Annotated in this window: 11 protein-coding genes and 1 pseudogene; 2 read left to right on the top strand and 10 right to left on the bottom strand. The window is 73.5% G+C overall.

The window, feature by feature from the left end; all coding sequences use genetic code 11:
- Positions 1–2,154: an acetate--CoA ligase family protein gene (locus tag ACWGIS_RS27205; RefSeq protein ID WP_453365084.1), complete on the top strand. Its 2,154-nt coding sequence runs from the start codon at positions 1–3 to the stop codon at positions 2,152–2,154.
- Between the two features lie 118 nt (positions 2,155–2,272).
- Positions 2,273–3,661 carry an OFA family MFS transporter gene (locus tag ACWGIS_RS27200; RefSeq protein WP_453365083.1) on the top strand — a complete coding sequence of 463 codons (1,389 nt, stop codon included), beginning with the start codon at positions 2,273–2,275 and terminating at the stop codon, positions 3,659–3,661.
- A gap of 328 nt (positions 3,662–3,989) precedes the next feature.
- Here ACWGIS_RS27200 and ACWGIS_RS27195 read toward each other — a convergent pair whose 3' ends face one another.
- The 10 genes and pseudogenes from ACWGIS_RS27195 to ACWGIS_RS27150 form a co-directional block, all read right to left on the bottom strand.
- Complete coding sequence (locus ACWGIS_RS27195) at positions 3,990–5,153, bottom strand: sugar phosphate isomerase/epimerase family protein (protein WP_453365082.1); 1,164 nt, start codon at positions 5,151–5,153, stop codon at positions 3,990–3,992.
- Between the two features lie 177 nt (positions 5,154–5,330).
- Positions 5,331–6,740 carry an alkaline phosphatase family protein gene (locus tag ACWGIS_RS27190; RefSeq protein ID WP_453365081.1) on the bottom strand — a complete coding sequence of 470 codons (1,410 nt, stop codon included), beginning with the start codon at positions 6,738–6,740 and terminating at the stop codon, positions 5,331–5,333.
- The gene (gene eboE, locus ACWGIS_RS27185; protein ID WP_453365080.1) at positions 6,737–7,906 is read right to left on the bottom strand and encodes a metabolite traffic protein EboE; all 1,170 of its coding nucleotides are present in this window, start codon (positions 7,904–7,906) and stop codon (positions 6,737–6,739) included. The genes ACWGIS_RS27190 and eboE overlap by 4 nt, the downstream gene beginning before the upstream one ends.
- A gap of 3 nt (positions 7,907–7,909) precedes the next feature.
- Entirely contained in the window at positions 7,910–8,809 is a 900-nt protein-coding gene (locus ACWGIS_RS27180) for a TatD family hydrolase (RefSeq protein ID WP_453365079.1), read from the bottom strand.
- Positions 8,809–9,588: an EboA domain-containing protein gene (locus ACWGIS_RS27175; protein ID WP_453365106.1), complete on the bottom strand. Its 780-nt coding sequence runs from the start codon at positions 9,586–9,588 to the stop codon at positions 8,809–8,811. The genes ACWGIS_RS27180 and ACWGIS_RS27175 overlap by 1 nt, the downstream gene beginning before the upstream one ends.
- A 53-nt stretch (positions 9,589–9,641) precedes the next feature.
- Complete coding sequence (locus ACWGIS_RS27170) at positions 9,642–10,565, bottom strand: sugar phosphate isomerase/epimerase family protein (RefSeq protein WP_453365078.1); 924 nt, start codon at positions 10,563–10,565, stop codon at positions 9,642–9,644.
- Between the two features lie 668 nt (positions 10,566–11,233).
- Positions 11,234–11,995, bottom strand: a pseudogene (locus ACWGIS_RS27165) (SCO3242 family prenyltransferase); the annotation flags it as partial.
- The gene (locus tag ACWGIS_RS27160) at positions 11,992–13,185 is read right to left on the bottom strand and encodes an inositol-3-phosphate synthase (RefSeq protein WP_453365077.1); all 1,194 of its coding nucleotides are present in this window, start codon (positions 13,183–13,185) and stop codon (positions 11,992–11,994) included. The gene ACWGIS_RS27160 and the pseudogene ACWGIS_RS27165, both read right to left, overlap by 4 nt.
- A gap of 324 nt (positions 13,186–13,509) precedes the next feature.
- Positions 13,510–13,776 carry a hypothetical protein gene (locus ACWGIS_RS27155; RefSeq protein WP_453365076.1) on the bottom strand — a complete coding sequence of 89 codons (267 nt, stop codon included), beginning with the start codon at positions 13,774–13,776 and terminating at the stop codon, positions 13,510–13,512.
- A gap of 18 nt (positions 13,777–13,794) precedes the next feature.
- Positions 13,795–16,299 carry a PQQ-dependent sugar dehydrogenase gene (locus ACWGIS_RS27150; RefSeq protein ID WP_453365075.1) on the bottom strand — a complete coding sequence of 835 codons (2,505 nt, stop codon included), beginning with the start codon at positions 16,297–16,299 and terminating at the stop codon, positions 13,795–13,797.
- Between the last annotated feature and the right edge of the window lie 17 nt (positions 16,300–16,316).

Here is a 16,316-nt window from a genome sequence, read left to right as displayed (position 1 = left end):
GTGGCGGACCGGGACCCGGCGTCGGACCTGCGCGCGCTCCTCGACGCCGTGCGCGCCGAGGGGCGCACCGTGCTCACCGCGCCGGAGGGCAAGGTGGTCGCCGACGCGTACGGGATCGCCGTACCGGGCGAGGCGCTGGCCGCCGACGCCGACGAGGCGGTGGCGCACGCGGCGCGCTTCGGCGGACCCGTCGTGCTGAAGGTCGTCTCCCCCGACATCACCCACAAGACCGACGCGGGCGGCGTGATCGTCGGCGTCGAGGGCGAGGGCGAGGTGCGTACCGCGTTCGCCGAGATCGTCGCGAACGCGGGGTCGTACGATCCCGAGGCGCGCCTGCTGGGCGTCCAGGTACAGGAGTTGCTGCCCCCGGGGCAGGAGGTCATCGTCGGGGCGGTGACCGACCCGACCTTCGGGAAGGTCGTGGCCTTCGGCCTGGGCGGCGTCCTCGTCGAGGTACTCAAGGACGTCACCTTCCGGCTCGCCCCCGTCGACGGCGGCGAGGCCCTGTCGATGCTGGACTCGATCCGGGCGGCGGAGGTCCTGCGCGGAGTGCGTGGCGCACCCGCCGTGGACCGGTCGGCCCTCGCCGAGCAGATCCGCCGGGTCTCCCGACTCGTCACGGACTTCCCGGAGATCGCGGAGGTGGACCTCAACCCCGTGATCGCCACGCCGAAGGGCGCGGTCGCGGCCGACATCCGCGTGATCCTCGCCGAGAAGGCCCCCGCGGAGCGCCGCACGTACACACGCGAGGAGATCCTGACGTCGATGCGCCGGCTGATGCGGCCGTCCTCGGTGGCGGTGATCGGCGCGTCCAACGAGCAGGGCAAGATCGGCAATGCTGTCATGCGCAACCTCGTGGACGGCGGATTCGCCGGGGAGATCCACCCGGTGAACCCCAAGGGCGGTGACATCGCGGGCCGCAGGGCGTACAAGAGTGTCACGGACGTTCCCGGTGAGGTGGATGTGGCGGTCTTCGCTGTGCCCGCCAAAGCCGTCGCCTCCGTCCTGGAGGAGGTGGGACGCAAGGGGATCCCCAACGCCGTGCTCATCCCCTCCGGATTCGCCGAAACCGGTGAACACGCCCTCCAGGACGAGGTCGTGGCGATCGGCGAGCGCCACGGCGTGCGCCTGCTCGGACCGAACATCTACGGCTACTACGCGACGTGGGAGAACCTGTGCGCCACGTTCTGCACGCCGTACGACGTGAAGGGCGGGGTGGCGCTGACGTCGCAGTCCGGCGGGATCGGGATGGCCGTCCTGGGCTTCGCGCGGACCACGCGGACGGGCGTCTCGGCGATCGTCGGCCTCGGCAACAAGTGCGACCTGGACGAGGACGACCTGCTCACCTGGTTCGGTGAGGACCCCCGCACCGAGTGCGTCGCGATGCACCTGGAGGACCTCAAGGACGGCCGCGCCTTCGTGGCGGCGGCCCGCGCGACGGTGCCGAAGAAGCCGGTGGTGGTCCTGAAGGCGGGGCGCACCGCGGCCGGCGCGAGGGCGGCGGGCTCGCACACGGGCGCGCTCGCCGGGGACGACGCGGTGTACGACGACATCCTCCGGCAGGCCGGTGTCGTCCGGGCGCCGGGCCTCGGCGACATGCTGGAGTACGCGCGCGCGTTGCCGGTGCTTCCCGCTCCCCGGGGCGACAACGTCGTGATCATCACCGGTGCCGGCGGGAGCGGGGTGCTGCTGTCCGACGCGGTGACCGACAACGGCCTGTCCCTGATGGAGATCCCGCCGGATCTGGACGCGTCCTTCCGGGCGTTCATCCCGCCGTTCGGAGCCGCGGGCAACCCGGTGGACATCACCGGGGGCGAACCGCCGTCGACGTACGAGGCGACGATCCGGCTCGGCCTGACGGACCCGCGCGTCCACGCGCTCGTCCTCGGCTACTGGCACACCCTCGTGACCCCTCCCATGGTCTTCGCCGAGCTCACCGCGCGCGTGGTGGCCGAGTTCCGCGAGCGCGGGATCGAGAAGCCCGTGGTCGCGTCGCTCGCGGGTGACGTCGAGGTCGAGGAGGCCTGCCGGTACCTCTTCGAGCGGGGCGTCGTGGCGTACCCGTACACGACCGAGATGCCGGTGGCCGTGCTCGGCGCCAAGTACCGGTGGGCCCGTGCGGCAGGGCTGTTGGGGGGCGGGTCCATGACCTGAGTGCGGACGGGGGCGGCCGACGGTGCGCGTCGGCCGCCCCCGGGACCCGTGGGCGCACGAAAGGCATTTGGCAGGGGGCGCTGTCCAGATCTTTCGACGCAAGGGGTGCTTGAGCACGATGACTACCACCGATTTCCCGACGCCCGTCCCCTACAGAGAGGTGACGGACGTCAACGGCCGCCTGTACCGCATCGGTGAGACCGATCGGGACATCATGGGCCGACCACGCTGGACGATGGTGCTGTTCCCCTGGATGGGGATGCTGGGCATCAGTTCCTCGGAGTACGCGTTCACGTCGGCCGAGGACACACTGCACGAGGCCCACCTGTGGAGCAGTGGGCACATCTTCTGGCTGATGGGTGTCTGGGTGTTCTTCCAGGCCGCCGTCGCCTTCCCGGCCGGGCAGTTGCGGGAGAGCGGGAGGCTGCCCGCGCGCTACGCCATGATGCTCGGCGCGCTCGGCACCATCCTCGGCTACCTCTCCCTCGCGTTCGCGCCGCACGTGATCGTCGCGTACCTCGGGTTCGGGATGTTCAGCGGCATCGGGGCCGGACTCGTCTACGCCACCTGCGTCAACATGGTGGGCAAGTGGTACCCGGAACGCAAGGGCGGCAAGACCGGCCTGGTCAACGGCGGTTTCGCGTACGGTTCCGTGCCGTTCGTCTTCCTGTTCACGTCGTACATGGACCTGAGCAACTACGAGACCGTCCTGGTCGGCGTCGGACTGGTCTGCTGCTCCGTGGTGGCCTTCGCGGGCTGGTTCTTCAAGGACCCGCCCAAGGGCTGGTGGCCTGCGCACGCGGACCCGCTGAAGGTGTCAGACGACCCGAGGGTCCGCCGCGCGCTGGAGAAGAACCCGCCCGCGGTGAAGCAGTACACCCCGAGGGAGGCCGCCCGCACGCCCGTCCTGTGGATGATGTGGTTCTGCCTGCTGTGCACGGCGGGGATCAACATCTTCGGCATCGCCTTCCAGGTGCCGTTCGGCAAGGACATGGGGTTCGCGGGCGGGATCGTGGCGACCGCGATGTCCCTGAAGGCCATCGTCAACGGCACCGGGCGCGGCGTCATCGGCTGGATATCCGACCGTGTCGGGCGCCGTCACACGCTGATCATCGTGTGTCTGGTGCTGGGCACCGCGCAGTTCGGCGTGCTGATCTCCGGCCAGATGGGCAGCATGCCGTTCTTCCTGTTCTGCTCCATGGTCTCCGGCTTCGGCGGGGGCGCGATCTTCCCGCTGTTCGCGGCGATGACGGCGGACTACTTCGGCGAGAACCACAACGCCAGCAACTACGGCATGGTCTACAGCTCGAAGCTCATCTCCGGGCTGGTGGGCTCCGGCATGGGGGCCGTCGTGGTCGGCGCGTGGGACTACGAGGGCGCGTTCGTCATCGCCGGCTCCGTCGGGCTGGCGTCGAGCGTGCTCGCGCTCTTCCTGAAGGCGCCGGGCAGGCCGCGGGCCCGGCACATCGTGCCCAACCCGCACCCGATCGGTGAGGAGACGGCTTGACGGGCTCCACGACGGCGGCACCCGTCGTCGGTGGCGACCAGGGCACCGGCCAGTCGGGAGCCGGGGCCGGGGCACCGCGCCCGCAGCCCGCGGGCTGACGGGACGGCCGGCACTACGCGCCATCACGCATCCGATCGCAGCGCACCGCACCGGGCGGCCCTCTCCGCGACGCACGTCGGGGAGAGGGCCGCCGCGTGTTGTGGGAGGGCCGTCGATACGGCGGGCGGCGGCAAGCGGGTGCGCGTCGGCGCGCAGAGGTGCGGCGGTGGTCCGGCCGCCGCCGCACCACCGCCGCACGAGGCGGGCCGTTCAACCCGTCAGGCGGTGCTCACCGGCCGTGCCTGCGGCGCAGTGCCGCGAGGTTGTCGTAGCCGATCTTGGCGTGGCGCAGCGACTGGCCGGGATCGGTGGAGCTCGGGGCGTTGTCCTGCTCGACCATCGGGTTGTGGTGGTTCCGGGCGCCGACGCGGGAGAAGAACGTGGTGTAGTCGATGACGCCGGTGCCGAACGGCACCATGTCGTACCCCATGCCGTTGGTGGTGTTGACGACGCCGTCCTTGGCGTGGAACAGCGGGTAGCGCTTGTTGTGGCGGGCGACCAGCCCGGCCGGGTCGAAGACCTTCTCCCGTACCGAGCCGTCGTGGGCGGTGTAGGTGTGGAACTTGTACCGGGCGACGTGGGCCCAGAAGATGTCCATCTCCAGCCACACCGCCTTGGGGTCGGTGACCTGGAGGAAGTACTCCAGCTTGCGGATGCCGGAGCTGCGGGTCGGGCGGCCCGCGGCGTCGAGCGGACCACCGTCGAGCAGGAAGCCGTAGGCCGCGTCGTGGTTGTGGGTGTACAGCTTGATGCCCTCGCGGCGGGCGATGGCTCCTAGCGCGTTCCACTTGTCGGCGGCCGTGTCCCAGTCGGCCCGGTAGGCGCTGCCGGTGGGGTCGCCGCCGGTGCCCATGTGGTCCATGCCCAGGATGTTGGCGAGCTCCAGGTGCTTCTTGAAGGTGTCGAGGTCGGGTGCCGTCAACGGCCAGGAACCCGGTATGAAGCCGTGGTTGCCCTGGGCGCGCAGGCCGTGGTCGTCGAGCCAGGACCGCAGCAGCCGGGCGCCCTCGACGGACTCGAGGTTCGCGCCGCCCGGCGCGTTGGCGTGCTGTCCGTAGCCCGCGAACTCCACCTGGCGGTACCCGTGGCGCGAGAGCTGCTTGAAGACCTCCAGGAAACCGGAGGGCAGGTCGGTGGAGAGCGGGTCGCGCCCCACGGCGTCACGGACGGTGTAGAGGATGATGCCCCGCCGGTCCGCGGGGACCAGGACGCCGCCGCCGTGTCCGTGGCCGCTCCCCCGGTCCTGGGCCAGCGCCGGCGAGGCGCCGAGGACGGGCGCGGCGATCGCCGCGGTCGCGGCGGCGGTGCAGGTGCTCAGGAAACGGCGGCGGTTGACGCCGAGGGTGCGGCGCAGGGCGTCGTCGGTTCCGGTTTCGTCGTTGAACGCGGTCACGATGTCTCTCTTTCGGATCGGTGTACGGCTCTGACGGGTGCGGACGTGGCCGGGGCGCGGCCCGCGCGCGTGCCGGACGGAGCCGTGGCGGCCGGTGTGCGTGCCGGTCGGGCTGCTGCCGGGGTACGTGCGGGGCGCGTTGTCAGTGGCGCGTGTTTCACTTTCCGTAGTCGCTCGTCACGCCGTGTCAGGAAGGCCGGCGAGGGCGAGCAGGAGCGATTTCACTTCGGTGGCCGCGACGCGGCCGGGGAACGCGTGGGGGGTGGAGCAGATGATGAGCGGACCTTCGTCGTCGCTCGGGGGCAGGCGGCCGTGGCTGCCGCTGACGGGTGAGGGATCGAGCGGCACGACCGCCATCCGGTACCGCATGCCGAGTTTCTTGCGGGCGAGGGCGCCGGCCGCCTTGACCTTGACGTAGGGGTCGAGGGGGTCCATGAACAGTTCGGCCGGGTCGTAGCCGGGTTTGCGGTGGATCTCGACGAGTTGCGCGAAGTCGGGAGCGCGCGCGTCGTCGAGCCAGTAGTAGTACGTGAACCAGGCGTCGGGCTCCGCGACGGCCACGAGCTCGCCGGAGCGCGGGTGGTCGAGGTGGTGGGCCTTCTTGCCCTCGTCGTCGAGGAGTTGCTCGACGCCGGGCAGCTCGGCGAGGACCGCCCGCACCGCCGCCAGGTCCTCGGGGCGGCGCACGTAGACATGGGCGATCTGGTGGTCGGCGACGGCGAAGGCGCGCGAGGCCATCGTGTCGAGGTACTCCATGCCGTCCTGCGTGTGGACGTCGAGGAAGCCCGCGCGGCGCAGCGCGCGGTTGATGTCGACGGGGCGGTCCGCGCGGGTGATGCCGTACTCGGAGAGCGCGACGACGGTGCGGCCCTCGGCTCTGGCGTCGTCGAGGAGGGGGGCCAGGGCCGCGTCGAGGTCCGCGGCGGCCCGGTGGGAGCGGGGGTCGTCGGGGCCGAAGCGCTGCAGGTCGTAGTCGAGGTGAGGGAGGTAGCAGAGCGTCAGGTCGGGTCCGCGGGTGCGGTTGACGTGCCGGGTCGCGTCGATGATCCACTGGCTGGAGACCAGGTCGGCGCCGGGTCCCCAGAAGTGGAAGAGGGGGAAGGTGCCGAGTGCGTCGGTGAGTTCGTCGTGCAGGGCCGGGGGCCGGGTGTAGCAGTCGGGTTCCTTGCGGCCGTCGGCGTAGTAGACCGGACGGGGGGTGACGGTGATGTCGGTGTCGGCGCCCATGGCGTACCACCAGCAGATGTTGGCGACCGTGTAGCCGGGGTGCGCGCGCCGGGCCGCGTCCCACAGTTTGTCGCCGGCCACCAGACCGTTGTGCTGGCGCCACAGGAGTACGTCGCCCAGCTCGCGGAAGTACCAGCCGTTGCCGACGATGCCGTGCTCGCCGGGGTGGGTGCCGGTGAGGAAGGTGGACTGGGCGGCGCAGGTGACGGCGGGCAGCACGGTGCCGAGCGGGGCGCGGGAGCCGGCCTGGCCGAGCGTCTTGAGGTGGGGCATGTGGTCGAGGAGGCGGGGCGTGAGGCCGACGACGTCCAGGACGAGGAGAGGGATGGGCCGGGGGTGTCCGGGCGGGGCCTGGGTCACGGCAGCTCCTTGAGGCCGAGGTCCGTCAGCAGGTCTCGGGCGAGGGTGAGTTCGGCGGCGATGCCGTCCGCGAGCTGGGCGCGGGCGCGGGGGCGCAGTCGGGGCGGGAGTGCCTGCCAGGTGTAGGTCTCGACTTCCAGGTGGCGGGTGAGGGGGCGGGGGCCGCCGACGAGCCGGGCCAGTGCGGCCTTGAGCACGGGAAGGGTGGAGGTGAGGGGCGCGGCGGGGGCCGCGTGCAGCGGGACGTGGAAGTGGGCGCGCCAGGGTGAGCCGTCGGGCAGGACGTCGCCGCCGAGGGCCTCCCCCAGGTCGTCGGTTCCGCGCAGGCCGGCGGAGGTGCGGGTGCGGGTCTGGTGCAGGAAGCGGGGTTCGTCGAAGGCGGCGAGGGCCGTGCGGACCTCGGGGAGGTGGGGGTGTTCGGCGTGCAGGGCGGCGGAGAGCTGGGACTTGACGACGGGGACACCGGCTCGGGCGAGTGCGTCCAGGGCGGTGTCCGGGTCCTCGAAGGAGGTGGCGAGGTGGCAGGTGTCGACGCAGACGCCGATGCGGGGGTGCCCGATCGCGGCGAGGGGGACGAGGGCGTCATGGGTGGTCTCGACGGTGCAGCCGGGTTCCGGTTCGAGGCCGATCCGGATCGAGCGGCCGGTCGTCTCCGCGAGGGCGTCGAGGCGTTCGGCGAGCGTCGTGAGCGCGGTGTGCGCCCTGGCGGCCCGGCCTTCGTCGCAGGCGGTGCGCCAGGCGAGGGGCAGGGTGGAGATGCTGCCCTCGGTGACGTCGTCGGGGAGGAGCTGGGCGAGGACGCGGGCGAGGGCGGTGGTGTGGTCCAGCCGTTCGGGGTCGGCCCAGTCCGGCCGGTACACGCGGTACTTGACCTCCTCGGCGCCGAAGCCCTCGTAGGGGAAGCCGTTGAGGGTGACGACCTCCAGGCCGCGGCGGTCGAGCTCGGTGCGCAGGCCGCGCAGGGCGGCGGGGTCGGTGACGAGGGCGCGGGCGGCGTCCCTCGCGAGCCACAGGCCGATGCCGAGGCGGTCGCGGCCCAGGCGCCGGCGGACCGGTTCGCAGTGGTCGCGGAGCTGGGCGAGGACGCCGTCGAGGGTCTCGGCCGGGTGCACGTTGGTGCAGTAGGCGAGGTGGACGGTGGAGCCGTCGGGATGGCGGAAGCGCACGGGTCACACCCCCGTCGCGGGGGTGCCGTCGGGTGCCTCCTCGGGACTCCCCGGCTTGGGAGCACCGCGCAGGACGGAGTTGCCCTCGTGGGTGGCCGCCGTGCCGGTGACGTCGAGGTTCAGGCGTCCGCTCAGTCCGTAGAAGGCGACGGGATTGTGCCACAGCACCCGCTCGACCTCGTCCTCGGTGAACCCGGCGGCGAGCATGGCGTCACCGACCTTGCGGGGCTTCAGGGGGTCGCTCCTGCCCCAGTCCGCCGCGGAGTTGACGAGCACCTTCTCCGGTCCGAACTCCTTGAGGACGGCGACCATGCGCTCCTCGTCCATCTTGGTGTCGGGGTAGACGGAGAAGCCGAGCCAGCTGCCGCTGTCCTTGGCCTCCTTGACGGTCGTCTCGTTGAGGTGGTCGAGCAGCACCCGCTCCGGTGGCAGCGCGGAGGCGCGGACGGCGTCGACGGTGCGGCGCAGCCCGGCGAGCTTGTCGCGGTGCGGGGTGTGCACGAGCGCGGGCAGGCCGTGGTCGGCGGCGAGCTGCAACTGGGCGGCGAGGGCGGCGTCCTCGGCGGGGGTCATCGAGTCGTACCCGATCTCGCCCACGGCGACGACCTGGTCCTTGAGGAGGTAGCGCGGGAGTTCGTCCAGGACGGGGAGGCAGCGGGGGTCGTTGGCCTCCTTGGGGTTGAGCGCGAGGGTGCAGTGGTGGGCGATGCCGTACTGGGCGGCGCGGAAGGGTTCCCAGCCGAGGAGGGAGTCGAAGTAGTCGAGGAAGGAGGCGGGCGAGGTGCGGGGCTGGCCCAGCCAGAAGGCCGGTTCGACGACGGCGCGGACACCGGCCGCGTACATCGCCTCGTAGTCGTCGGTGGTCCGTGACGTCATGTGGATGTGGGGGTCGAAGATGCGCATCAGGACTCCTTGCCGGTCGGGCCGCGGCGGCCGGGCGTGGGGGAGGTGCCGGAAGGGGTGCGACGGCCGGGCGTGGGGAAGGTGCCGGTCGGGGCGTCACCCGCCGGCGGGGCGGGCGGGCCGGGATCGGCGTGGCCGTCGGGGCTGCCGGACGCCCCGGCGGTGCGGGGTGTGCCGGGCGGGGCCGCCGCCGTGCCGCCGGTCTCGGTGAGCCCGAGGACGCGGTGCAGGTCCTCGGGTACGGGACGGCCCGCGGCGAGGCGTTCCTCGGCGTAGGCGCCGAGCATCCGGGCGAGTTCGCGGTCGCCGCGGGCGCGCCGGGGCAGGTCGCTCACCTCGTCGACGGGGACGCCGGTGAACAGGCACTTGAGGACGGCGTGACGCCAGTTGTGCGCGTCGAGGTGGCGGGCTGCGTACGGGCCGACGGCCGCCGCGACGAGCCGGGTGTCGTTGGTGCGCAGCGCGTCCTCGACCAGGGGCAGCGCGTCGGGGCCCGGCACGAGGTGCGGCAGGGCCTGGAGGACGGCCCGGCGTTCGGCGGCCGTGCCCTGCCGGTAGACACGGGTCAGCGCGTCGGTGTCGGCCCGTGCCGCGTGCAGGAGCAGGACGCGGACGGCGTCGGCGTGCTCCGGCCCGCACCGGCGGCCCGCCTCGGCGATCCGCAGTTCCCACACCGAGATGGGTCCGTGGGTGCCCGGATGGTCGGCGGCCTCGTCCAGGGCCTGGTCGAGCCAGGCGCGGGCGGTGCCGCCGAGGCGGGCGTCCAGGCGGGCCCGCAGGGCGGCGACGGCGGTGTCGTCCGCTCTGCTGTTCGGGGTGCGGCGCGTGTGGTTCACGGGGTTCTCCCTTCGGGGCCCTCGGGGGTCGCCCGGGCCGCGCGGTGGAGGAACGGGAGGGACCGGCCGGCGAAGTGGGGGCCCGCGTGGGAGTGGCGGGGCAGTTCGACGACGGTGAGCGCCTGGTAGCCGGTGGCGGCCAGGGCGGCGAGTACGGGCGGGAAGTCGATCTCCCCGTCCCCGAACGGGAGGTGCTCGTGGACGCCTCTGCGCATGTCCTCGATCTGGACGTGGCGCAGCCAGGGTGCGGCGGCGCGCACGCAGTCGGCGGGCGGCAGCGGTTCGAGGCACTGGCAGTGGCCGATGTCCAGGGTCAGACCGAGGGCGCCGGGGTCGCCGAGCGCCGCGCGCAGCCGGTGGAAGTCGGCGAGCGTGGCGAGCAGGTGGCCCGGTTCGGGTTCGACGGCGAGGGGGACGCCCGCCTCGGTCGCGGCCTCCACGACCGGGGCGAACGCCTCGGCCAGCCGCTTCCACGCGGTGTCCTCGTCGGTGCCGGGCGGGGTGATCCCGCTGAAGCAGTGCACGGCGTGGGCGCTCAGGTCGGCGGCCACCCGCACGGCCCGGACGAGCAGGTCCACGCGGCGCGCGCGGTCGTCGGGGTCCGGGTCGAGGAGCGACGGTCCGTGCTTGCGGCGCGGGTCGAGCACATAGCGGGCGCCGGTCTCGACGGTGACCTCCAGGCCGAGCGCGTCCAGACGCCGGGCCACCCGCCGGGCGCGGGCGGCGAGACCGGGGGCCAGCGGATCGAGGTGCATGTGGTCGAGGGTCAGGCCGACGCCGTCGTAGCCGAGGTCGGCGAGCAGGCCGAGCGCGTCGTCCAGCCGGAGGTCGGTGAGTCCGTTCGTGCCGTAGCCGAAGCGGAGCGGGTGAGGCGTCGCATCGGGGGGCGCGTACGGGGCCGGGTCGTGGCCGGTGCTCATGTGACACTCACCTTCCTCGCGAACGTGCGGGCCGCCGGGGCCAGGGCCGCCGTCACGAACGCGACGGCGGGTGCGCCCGCGCGGGCGGACAGCGCGGCCTGGAGCGGGATGAGCGCGCGGATGCCGCCGCCGACGGCCCGCTGGGTGAGCGGGGGCGACGGATTGAGCGCGGCGTGCAGGAGGGGGTGGGCGGAGGTCACGGCGTAGACGACGGTGAGGGCGGCCCGCAGCGCGTCCGCCACCGGGTACGGCGAGCGCCCGTCTCCCGGAGCCCACGCCCGGGAGGCGGCGCCCGCCGGACGGGGACCGGCGGGCTTGCCGTACCCGGTGGCGGCCGGGTGGGGGCCGGTGGGCTCGCCCGGCCGAGCGGCGCCCGCCGGGCGGAGACCCGAGATTCCTCCCCGACGACCACCACGCGCCGTGTGGGGACCCGCGCGTCGGATGTCTCCGCGAGCGACGCCCGCGTGGCGGGAACCCGGGCCTCCAGTGGCCCCGCGAGCGACGCCCGCCGTGCGCGAAGCCGGGCCTCGGACGCCGTCGCGAGCAGCGCCCGCCGCGGACGAACCGGGGCTCCGGGCGTCCCCGGGAGCACCACCCGCCGTATGCGTACCCGGGCCTCGGACGCCCCCGCGAGCGACGCCCGTCCAGGCACGCAGGCCGGCGAACCCTCCTCCCCGGCCCGCGTTCCGTCCTGCTGCCGGGCCGCTGTCCCGCGTACCGCCGCGCTCGCCGCTGCCCCGGGTACGTGCGGCGCCGTCGGTCGGTGGGGCGGCCGGGGCTGTGTGCACGCCGGTGCGGGTCCTGGTCAGTTCCCAGGTCAGCGCGGCCGTCGTGGCGAGGGCGGCCAGGGGGGCCAGGTGCGAGCCGCCTCGGGTCTCGCCGCGGGAGACGGTGGTCACCGCGACGGTGTGCGTGCCCAGGGCGAGGGCGGAGGGCAGGGCGCCCCGGATGCCGCCCGCGCCGGCCGCCGCGCCGAGCAGCAGGTCCAGGCCGCGGGCGGCGCCCATGGCCACCGGGCCGGCGGGGGTGTGCTTGAGGCCGAGGTCGTACGCCCACACCGTGGCCGCGAGGGGCACCGCGACCGCCAGGGCGGAGCGGCCCGCACGAGCGGCCAGGGCGAGCCCCGCCGCCGTGAGGACGCCGGCCGCCAGCAGGGCGGAGGCGGGACGGACGCGGCCGGAGGGCAGCGGGCGGTGCGGGCGTTCGACGGCGTCCTCGGCGCGGTCGGCCCAGTCGTTCAAGGCCATGCCGGCCTCGTACAGGCAGACCGAGGAGCCGATGGCCAGCACGGTGCGCGGGCCCGGGCGCGCCCCGGCCGCGGCGGCGCCCGCGAGCGCGTCGCCGGGGACGGTGAACAGGGCGGGCAGGCGCAGCAGTTCGGCCCAGGCCCGCGCCGTCGCCCGGGCGCGCGTACCGAGCCGGGGCCTCATCCGGCCGCCCCCGGGAGTGCGCGCAGTCGTGCGGCGAACCCCGCGAGGGCCGCGTACTGCTCCCCCAGGGCCGCGGGTCCCTCCCCCACGGGGTCCTTGAAGTAGAAGCCGAGTTCGCCGAGGGGACCGGTCAGGCCCGCCTCGTGGGCGCGGGCGACGAGCCGGGCCAGGTCGAGGACCAGGGGTGCGGCGAGCGCGGAGTCGCAGCCCTGCCAGGTGGTCTGCAGGACCATGCGGGTGCCGAGGAAGCCGTCGAAGGCGATGTGGTCCCAGGCGGTCTTCCAGTCACCGAGGGCCGGAACGTCGTCGATGTGCACCTCGCCCTGCGGCACCGTGCCCAGGGTGTCCGCGAGCACGCGTTCCTTGCCCGCGTTCTTCGCCGCCGCGGCGGCCGGGTCGGCGAGCGAGGCGCCGTCGCCGCCGCCCAGGAGGTTGGTGCCGGACCAGGCACGGACCCGCAGCGCGCGCTGCGCGAACATCGGGCCCAGCACCGACCGCAGCAGGGTCTGGCCGGTCTTGCCGTCACGGCCCGCGTAGGGCAGTGGGCAGGTCCCGGCCGCCGTGGCGAGTGCCGGATGGTGCAGGCCCGTCGACGGGGTGAAGTTCACGTACGCGGAGCCCGAGCGCAGGGCCGCCGCCGCGTAGAGCGAACTGGCGGGGAGCGGCCGTCCTGCCCCGGTGTGCTTCCCGGCCCCCGAATCGGCGGGTCCGGCCGGGCCGGGTGCCGCGCCCGGTGGTTCGGGCTCCGTCGACGCGACGTTCACCACCACCGCGCGGGCGAGCCCTCTGCGCCGTACGAAGTCGCGGATGTCGGCGGCGAAGGTGTCGATCAGTTCGTCGGGGGTCCTGGTGTCCCTCGTGACGGGACCGCCCGGCTTGATCTCCCGGTCGGCGTCGAGGAGTTCGGCCGCGACGACGGCGGGCAGCCCGGGTGGCAGCACTCCCCCGGCGGCCAGCGCCTCGGCCCGCTTGGGGAGGGGACAGTCGTCGGTGTCGTGGCCGCCGAAGACGAGGGAGGACAGGGCGGGCAGGCCGCTGCCGGAGAAGAGGTCCGTCTCCGTCACCATGCCCGTCGGTGGATGCAGACCGGCGGTCGTGGCGGCGCAGCCCGCGACGACGGTGGTGGCGACGGAGCCGCGGGCCCCGATCAGCCACACTCCCACCCGGGGGTCGGAGAGGGACGCGGACATGGGCAGCCTCCTTGTCGTGCTTGCCGACTTGCCGTACTTGCTTGCCGTACGTGGCGTGGTGACGCGGGAGTGGCGCGGATGACGCGAGGGGTGCTGGTGAACGACCTCGTGTGCCTGGCCGGTGTGTGCGGCGACCGGCCCGGTGGGGACGGCCGGTGTGGTGCGGTGACCGGCCCTGTACGGGCGGCCGGTGTGGCGTGGTGACCGGCGTGGCCGGCGCCGCCGGTGTGGTGCGCCGGCGGCGGCGGCCGGCCACGCGGGTGACGGGGCGGAGTCAGGGGTGGGACGACGGGCGGGAGTCCGGCGTCTCCCGCCCGCCGTCGTTCAGCGGCCCGGCGCGGCGGAGCGCGCGGGCAGTTCCTCGGCCCGGGTGCCGCGGAGGGACACCCGGTCGTCGGTTCCGTGGTTCCGGATGCGGACCTGGCCGTCCCCCGGGCTCGGGGTGCGGTCGGTCGCGTCGCTCCGGAACCCGTGGCGGTGGTCCCCGGCGGACCGGGGGCCGTCGGGGGCCGGGAGGCCCCCGAGGACAACGGAGTCGTCCGCGCGGACCGACGCCGTGGCGGCCGTCGTCACTGGTGCCGGTGCGCGCATGACACCCGACTCCTTTTCTCAGCTCCTCGTCGTGAACGTGAAGTCGTCCACCTCGTACAGCGCACCGGTGCCGCCGCCCTTGAAGACCAGGTACAGCGTGGTCGTGCCCGAGGGTGCCTTGGACAGTCCGGCACTGACGTCCTGGTAGGTGTCCCAGCCGCCGGTCGCCGGCACCTTCGCGCTGCCCAGCAGCCGTCCGGTCGGCGAGCCCGCGCGGACTTCGAGCGTGCCGCCCGTCCCGCCGGAGGAGACCCGGGCCGTGAGCGTCCTGGCGTTGCTCAGCACGTAGGGCGTGAAGGAGATCCAGTCGCCGTTGTTGACGTCGCCGACCGTCTTGCCGCCGTGCACGGTGTCCCTGGACTGGACCGTGACGCCGGACTGCTTGCCGTAGTGCTCGGCCTGGCGGTGCTTGGGCTGGACGACGCTCTGGTCGTGGGAGGTCAGCGCCTCCTGGCCGCCGCCACCGCCGTCGGTGTACTCGGCGTCGAAGACCCCGAAAATGTTGGCGTCGTCGTCATGACCGCCGTCGGCGCTGGTCTGGATGGTGCCGGAGCAGCCGTTGGCCGAGGTCACGGGGTGGCCGTGGCTGTCGTGCCCGAGGACGAAGGTGACCTTCACCTTGGCGCAGTCGATCGCGCTTCCGTCCTCCGGGTCGGTGACCCGGACCCTGAACGGGATGGCGTCGCCGAAGCTGAACAGCTGCCCGTCCTTGGGGAGTTCGAGGACCACCTGCGGCGCGGTGTTGCCGACGACGATCTGCACGCTCGCGCTTCCGGTGCGGCCGGTCGTGTCCTTGGCGGTCAGTGTCGCGGTGTACGTGCCGTTCGTGCGGTACCTGTGGGTGGGGTTCGCCGCCGTCGAGGTGCCGCCGTCGCCGAAGTCCCAGCTGTAGGTGAGGGCGTCACCGTCGGCGTCGCTCGTGCCGGCGGAGGAGAACCGCACCCGCAGCGGGGCCTGTCCCGAGGTCTGGTCCGCGGCGGCCTGGGCGACGGGAGAGTGCCCGTCGGTGGCGTTCTCGATGCGGTACAGGCCGGAGTGCTCGTCCCCGCCGAACCAGGCGGTGCCGTAGTCGAGGACGTACAGCGCCCCGTCCGGGCCGAACGCCATGTCCATGATCTGGGTGCCGGTCCAGGGCACGTCGTTGACGGACTGCACGGTGCCGTTGTCGTCCGACACGATCCGCTTGATCCAGCGGCGGCCGAACTCGCCCGCGAAGAAGTCGCCGTCGTAGGCCTCGGGGAACTTCACCGGGGAGTCGAGCGAGGCGTCGTAGCGGTAGACCGGGCCGCCCATCGGGGACTCCGAGCCGGTGCCGAACTCCGGTACGGAGCCGCCGTCGTACGGGATCCACGCCGCCTGCGCCGGTGGCAGGTCGGTGAGTCCGGTGTTGTGCGGGGAGTCGTTCCTCGGCGCGGCGCAGTCGAAGGCGGATCCCGACGTCCTGGTGGCGAAGTCGAAGTCGACGTAGGCATCGTTGTCGCCGGTGCAGTAGGGCCACCCGAAGTTGCCCGGCTTGGTGACGCGGGCGAACTCGACCTGGCCCGCGGGACCGCGCGCGGGGTCGGCGGCGCCGGCGTCCGGGCCGTAGTCGCCGACGTAGAGGATGCCCGTCTGCTTGTCGACGCTGAAGCGGAACGGGTTGCGGAAGCCCATGGCGTAGATCTCGGGCCGGGTCCTGTCGGTGCCCGGGGCGAAGAGGTTGCCCTCGGGTATGGAGTACGAGCCGTCCGCGTTCACCTTGACGCGCAGGATCTTGCCGCGCAGGTCGTTGGTGTTGCCAGAGGTCCGCTGGGCGTCGAACGCGGGATTGCGGTCGGAGCGCTCGTCGATGGGGGTGAAGCCGTCCGACTGGAAGGGGTTGGAGTCGTCCCCGGTCGACAGGTAGAGGTTGCCGTCCGCGTCGAAGTCGATGTCGCCGCCGACGTGGCAGCAGATGCCGCGGGAGGTCTTCACGTCGAGGATCTTCTTCTCGCTCGCCGCGTCGAGGGTGCCGTCGGTCCTCAGGACGAACCGGGAGAGCCGGTTGACGCCGTCGAAGGGGGCGAAGTCGGCGGCGGTGCCGGTCTCGGGGGCGTCTCCGGCGGGGGTGTCGAGGGGCGGCGCGTAGTAGAGGTAGATGAAGCGGTTGTCGGCGAAGTCGGGGTCGACGCCGACGCCTTGGAGCCCTTCCTCGTCGTGGGTGTACACGTCGAGCTTGCCGGCGATCCTGGTGTTGCCCGCGGCGTCCGTCAGACGGAGTTCGCCGTCGCGCGAGGTGTGCAGGACGGAGCGGTCGGGCAGGACGGCGAGCGACATGGGCTCGCCGACCTCGGGTTCGCCCTTGGCGAGGGTGACCTGCTGGAAGTCCTCGGCGGCGACGGCCGGGGCGTCTCCGGGGTCGGCGACGGCCGCGCCGGCCGCCGGTGCGGTCAGGGAGAGGGACGCGGTCGCGAGCAGCGCGCCGCTCAGCAGGGCGAGTGCTCTGCGGAGTCTCGGGCGTCGGGGGTGGCTGTCGGTGTTCCTGTTCCTGCCGTTCGGGTGCACGAAATGCCTCCATGACG

The sequence above is a fragment of the Streptomyces sp. NPDC054842 genome, assembly GCF_053611025.1.
The sequence above is the reverse complement of the archived record's forward strand: the minus strand, read 5'-3'. Positions and strand labels throughout refer to the sequence as shown.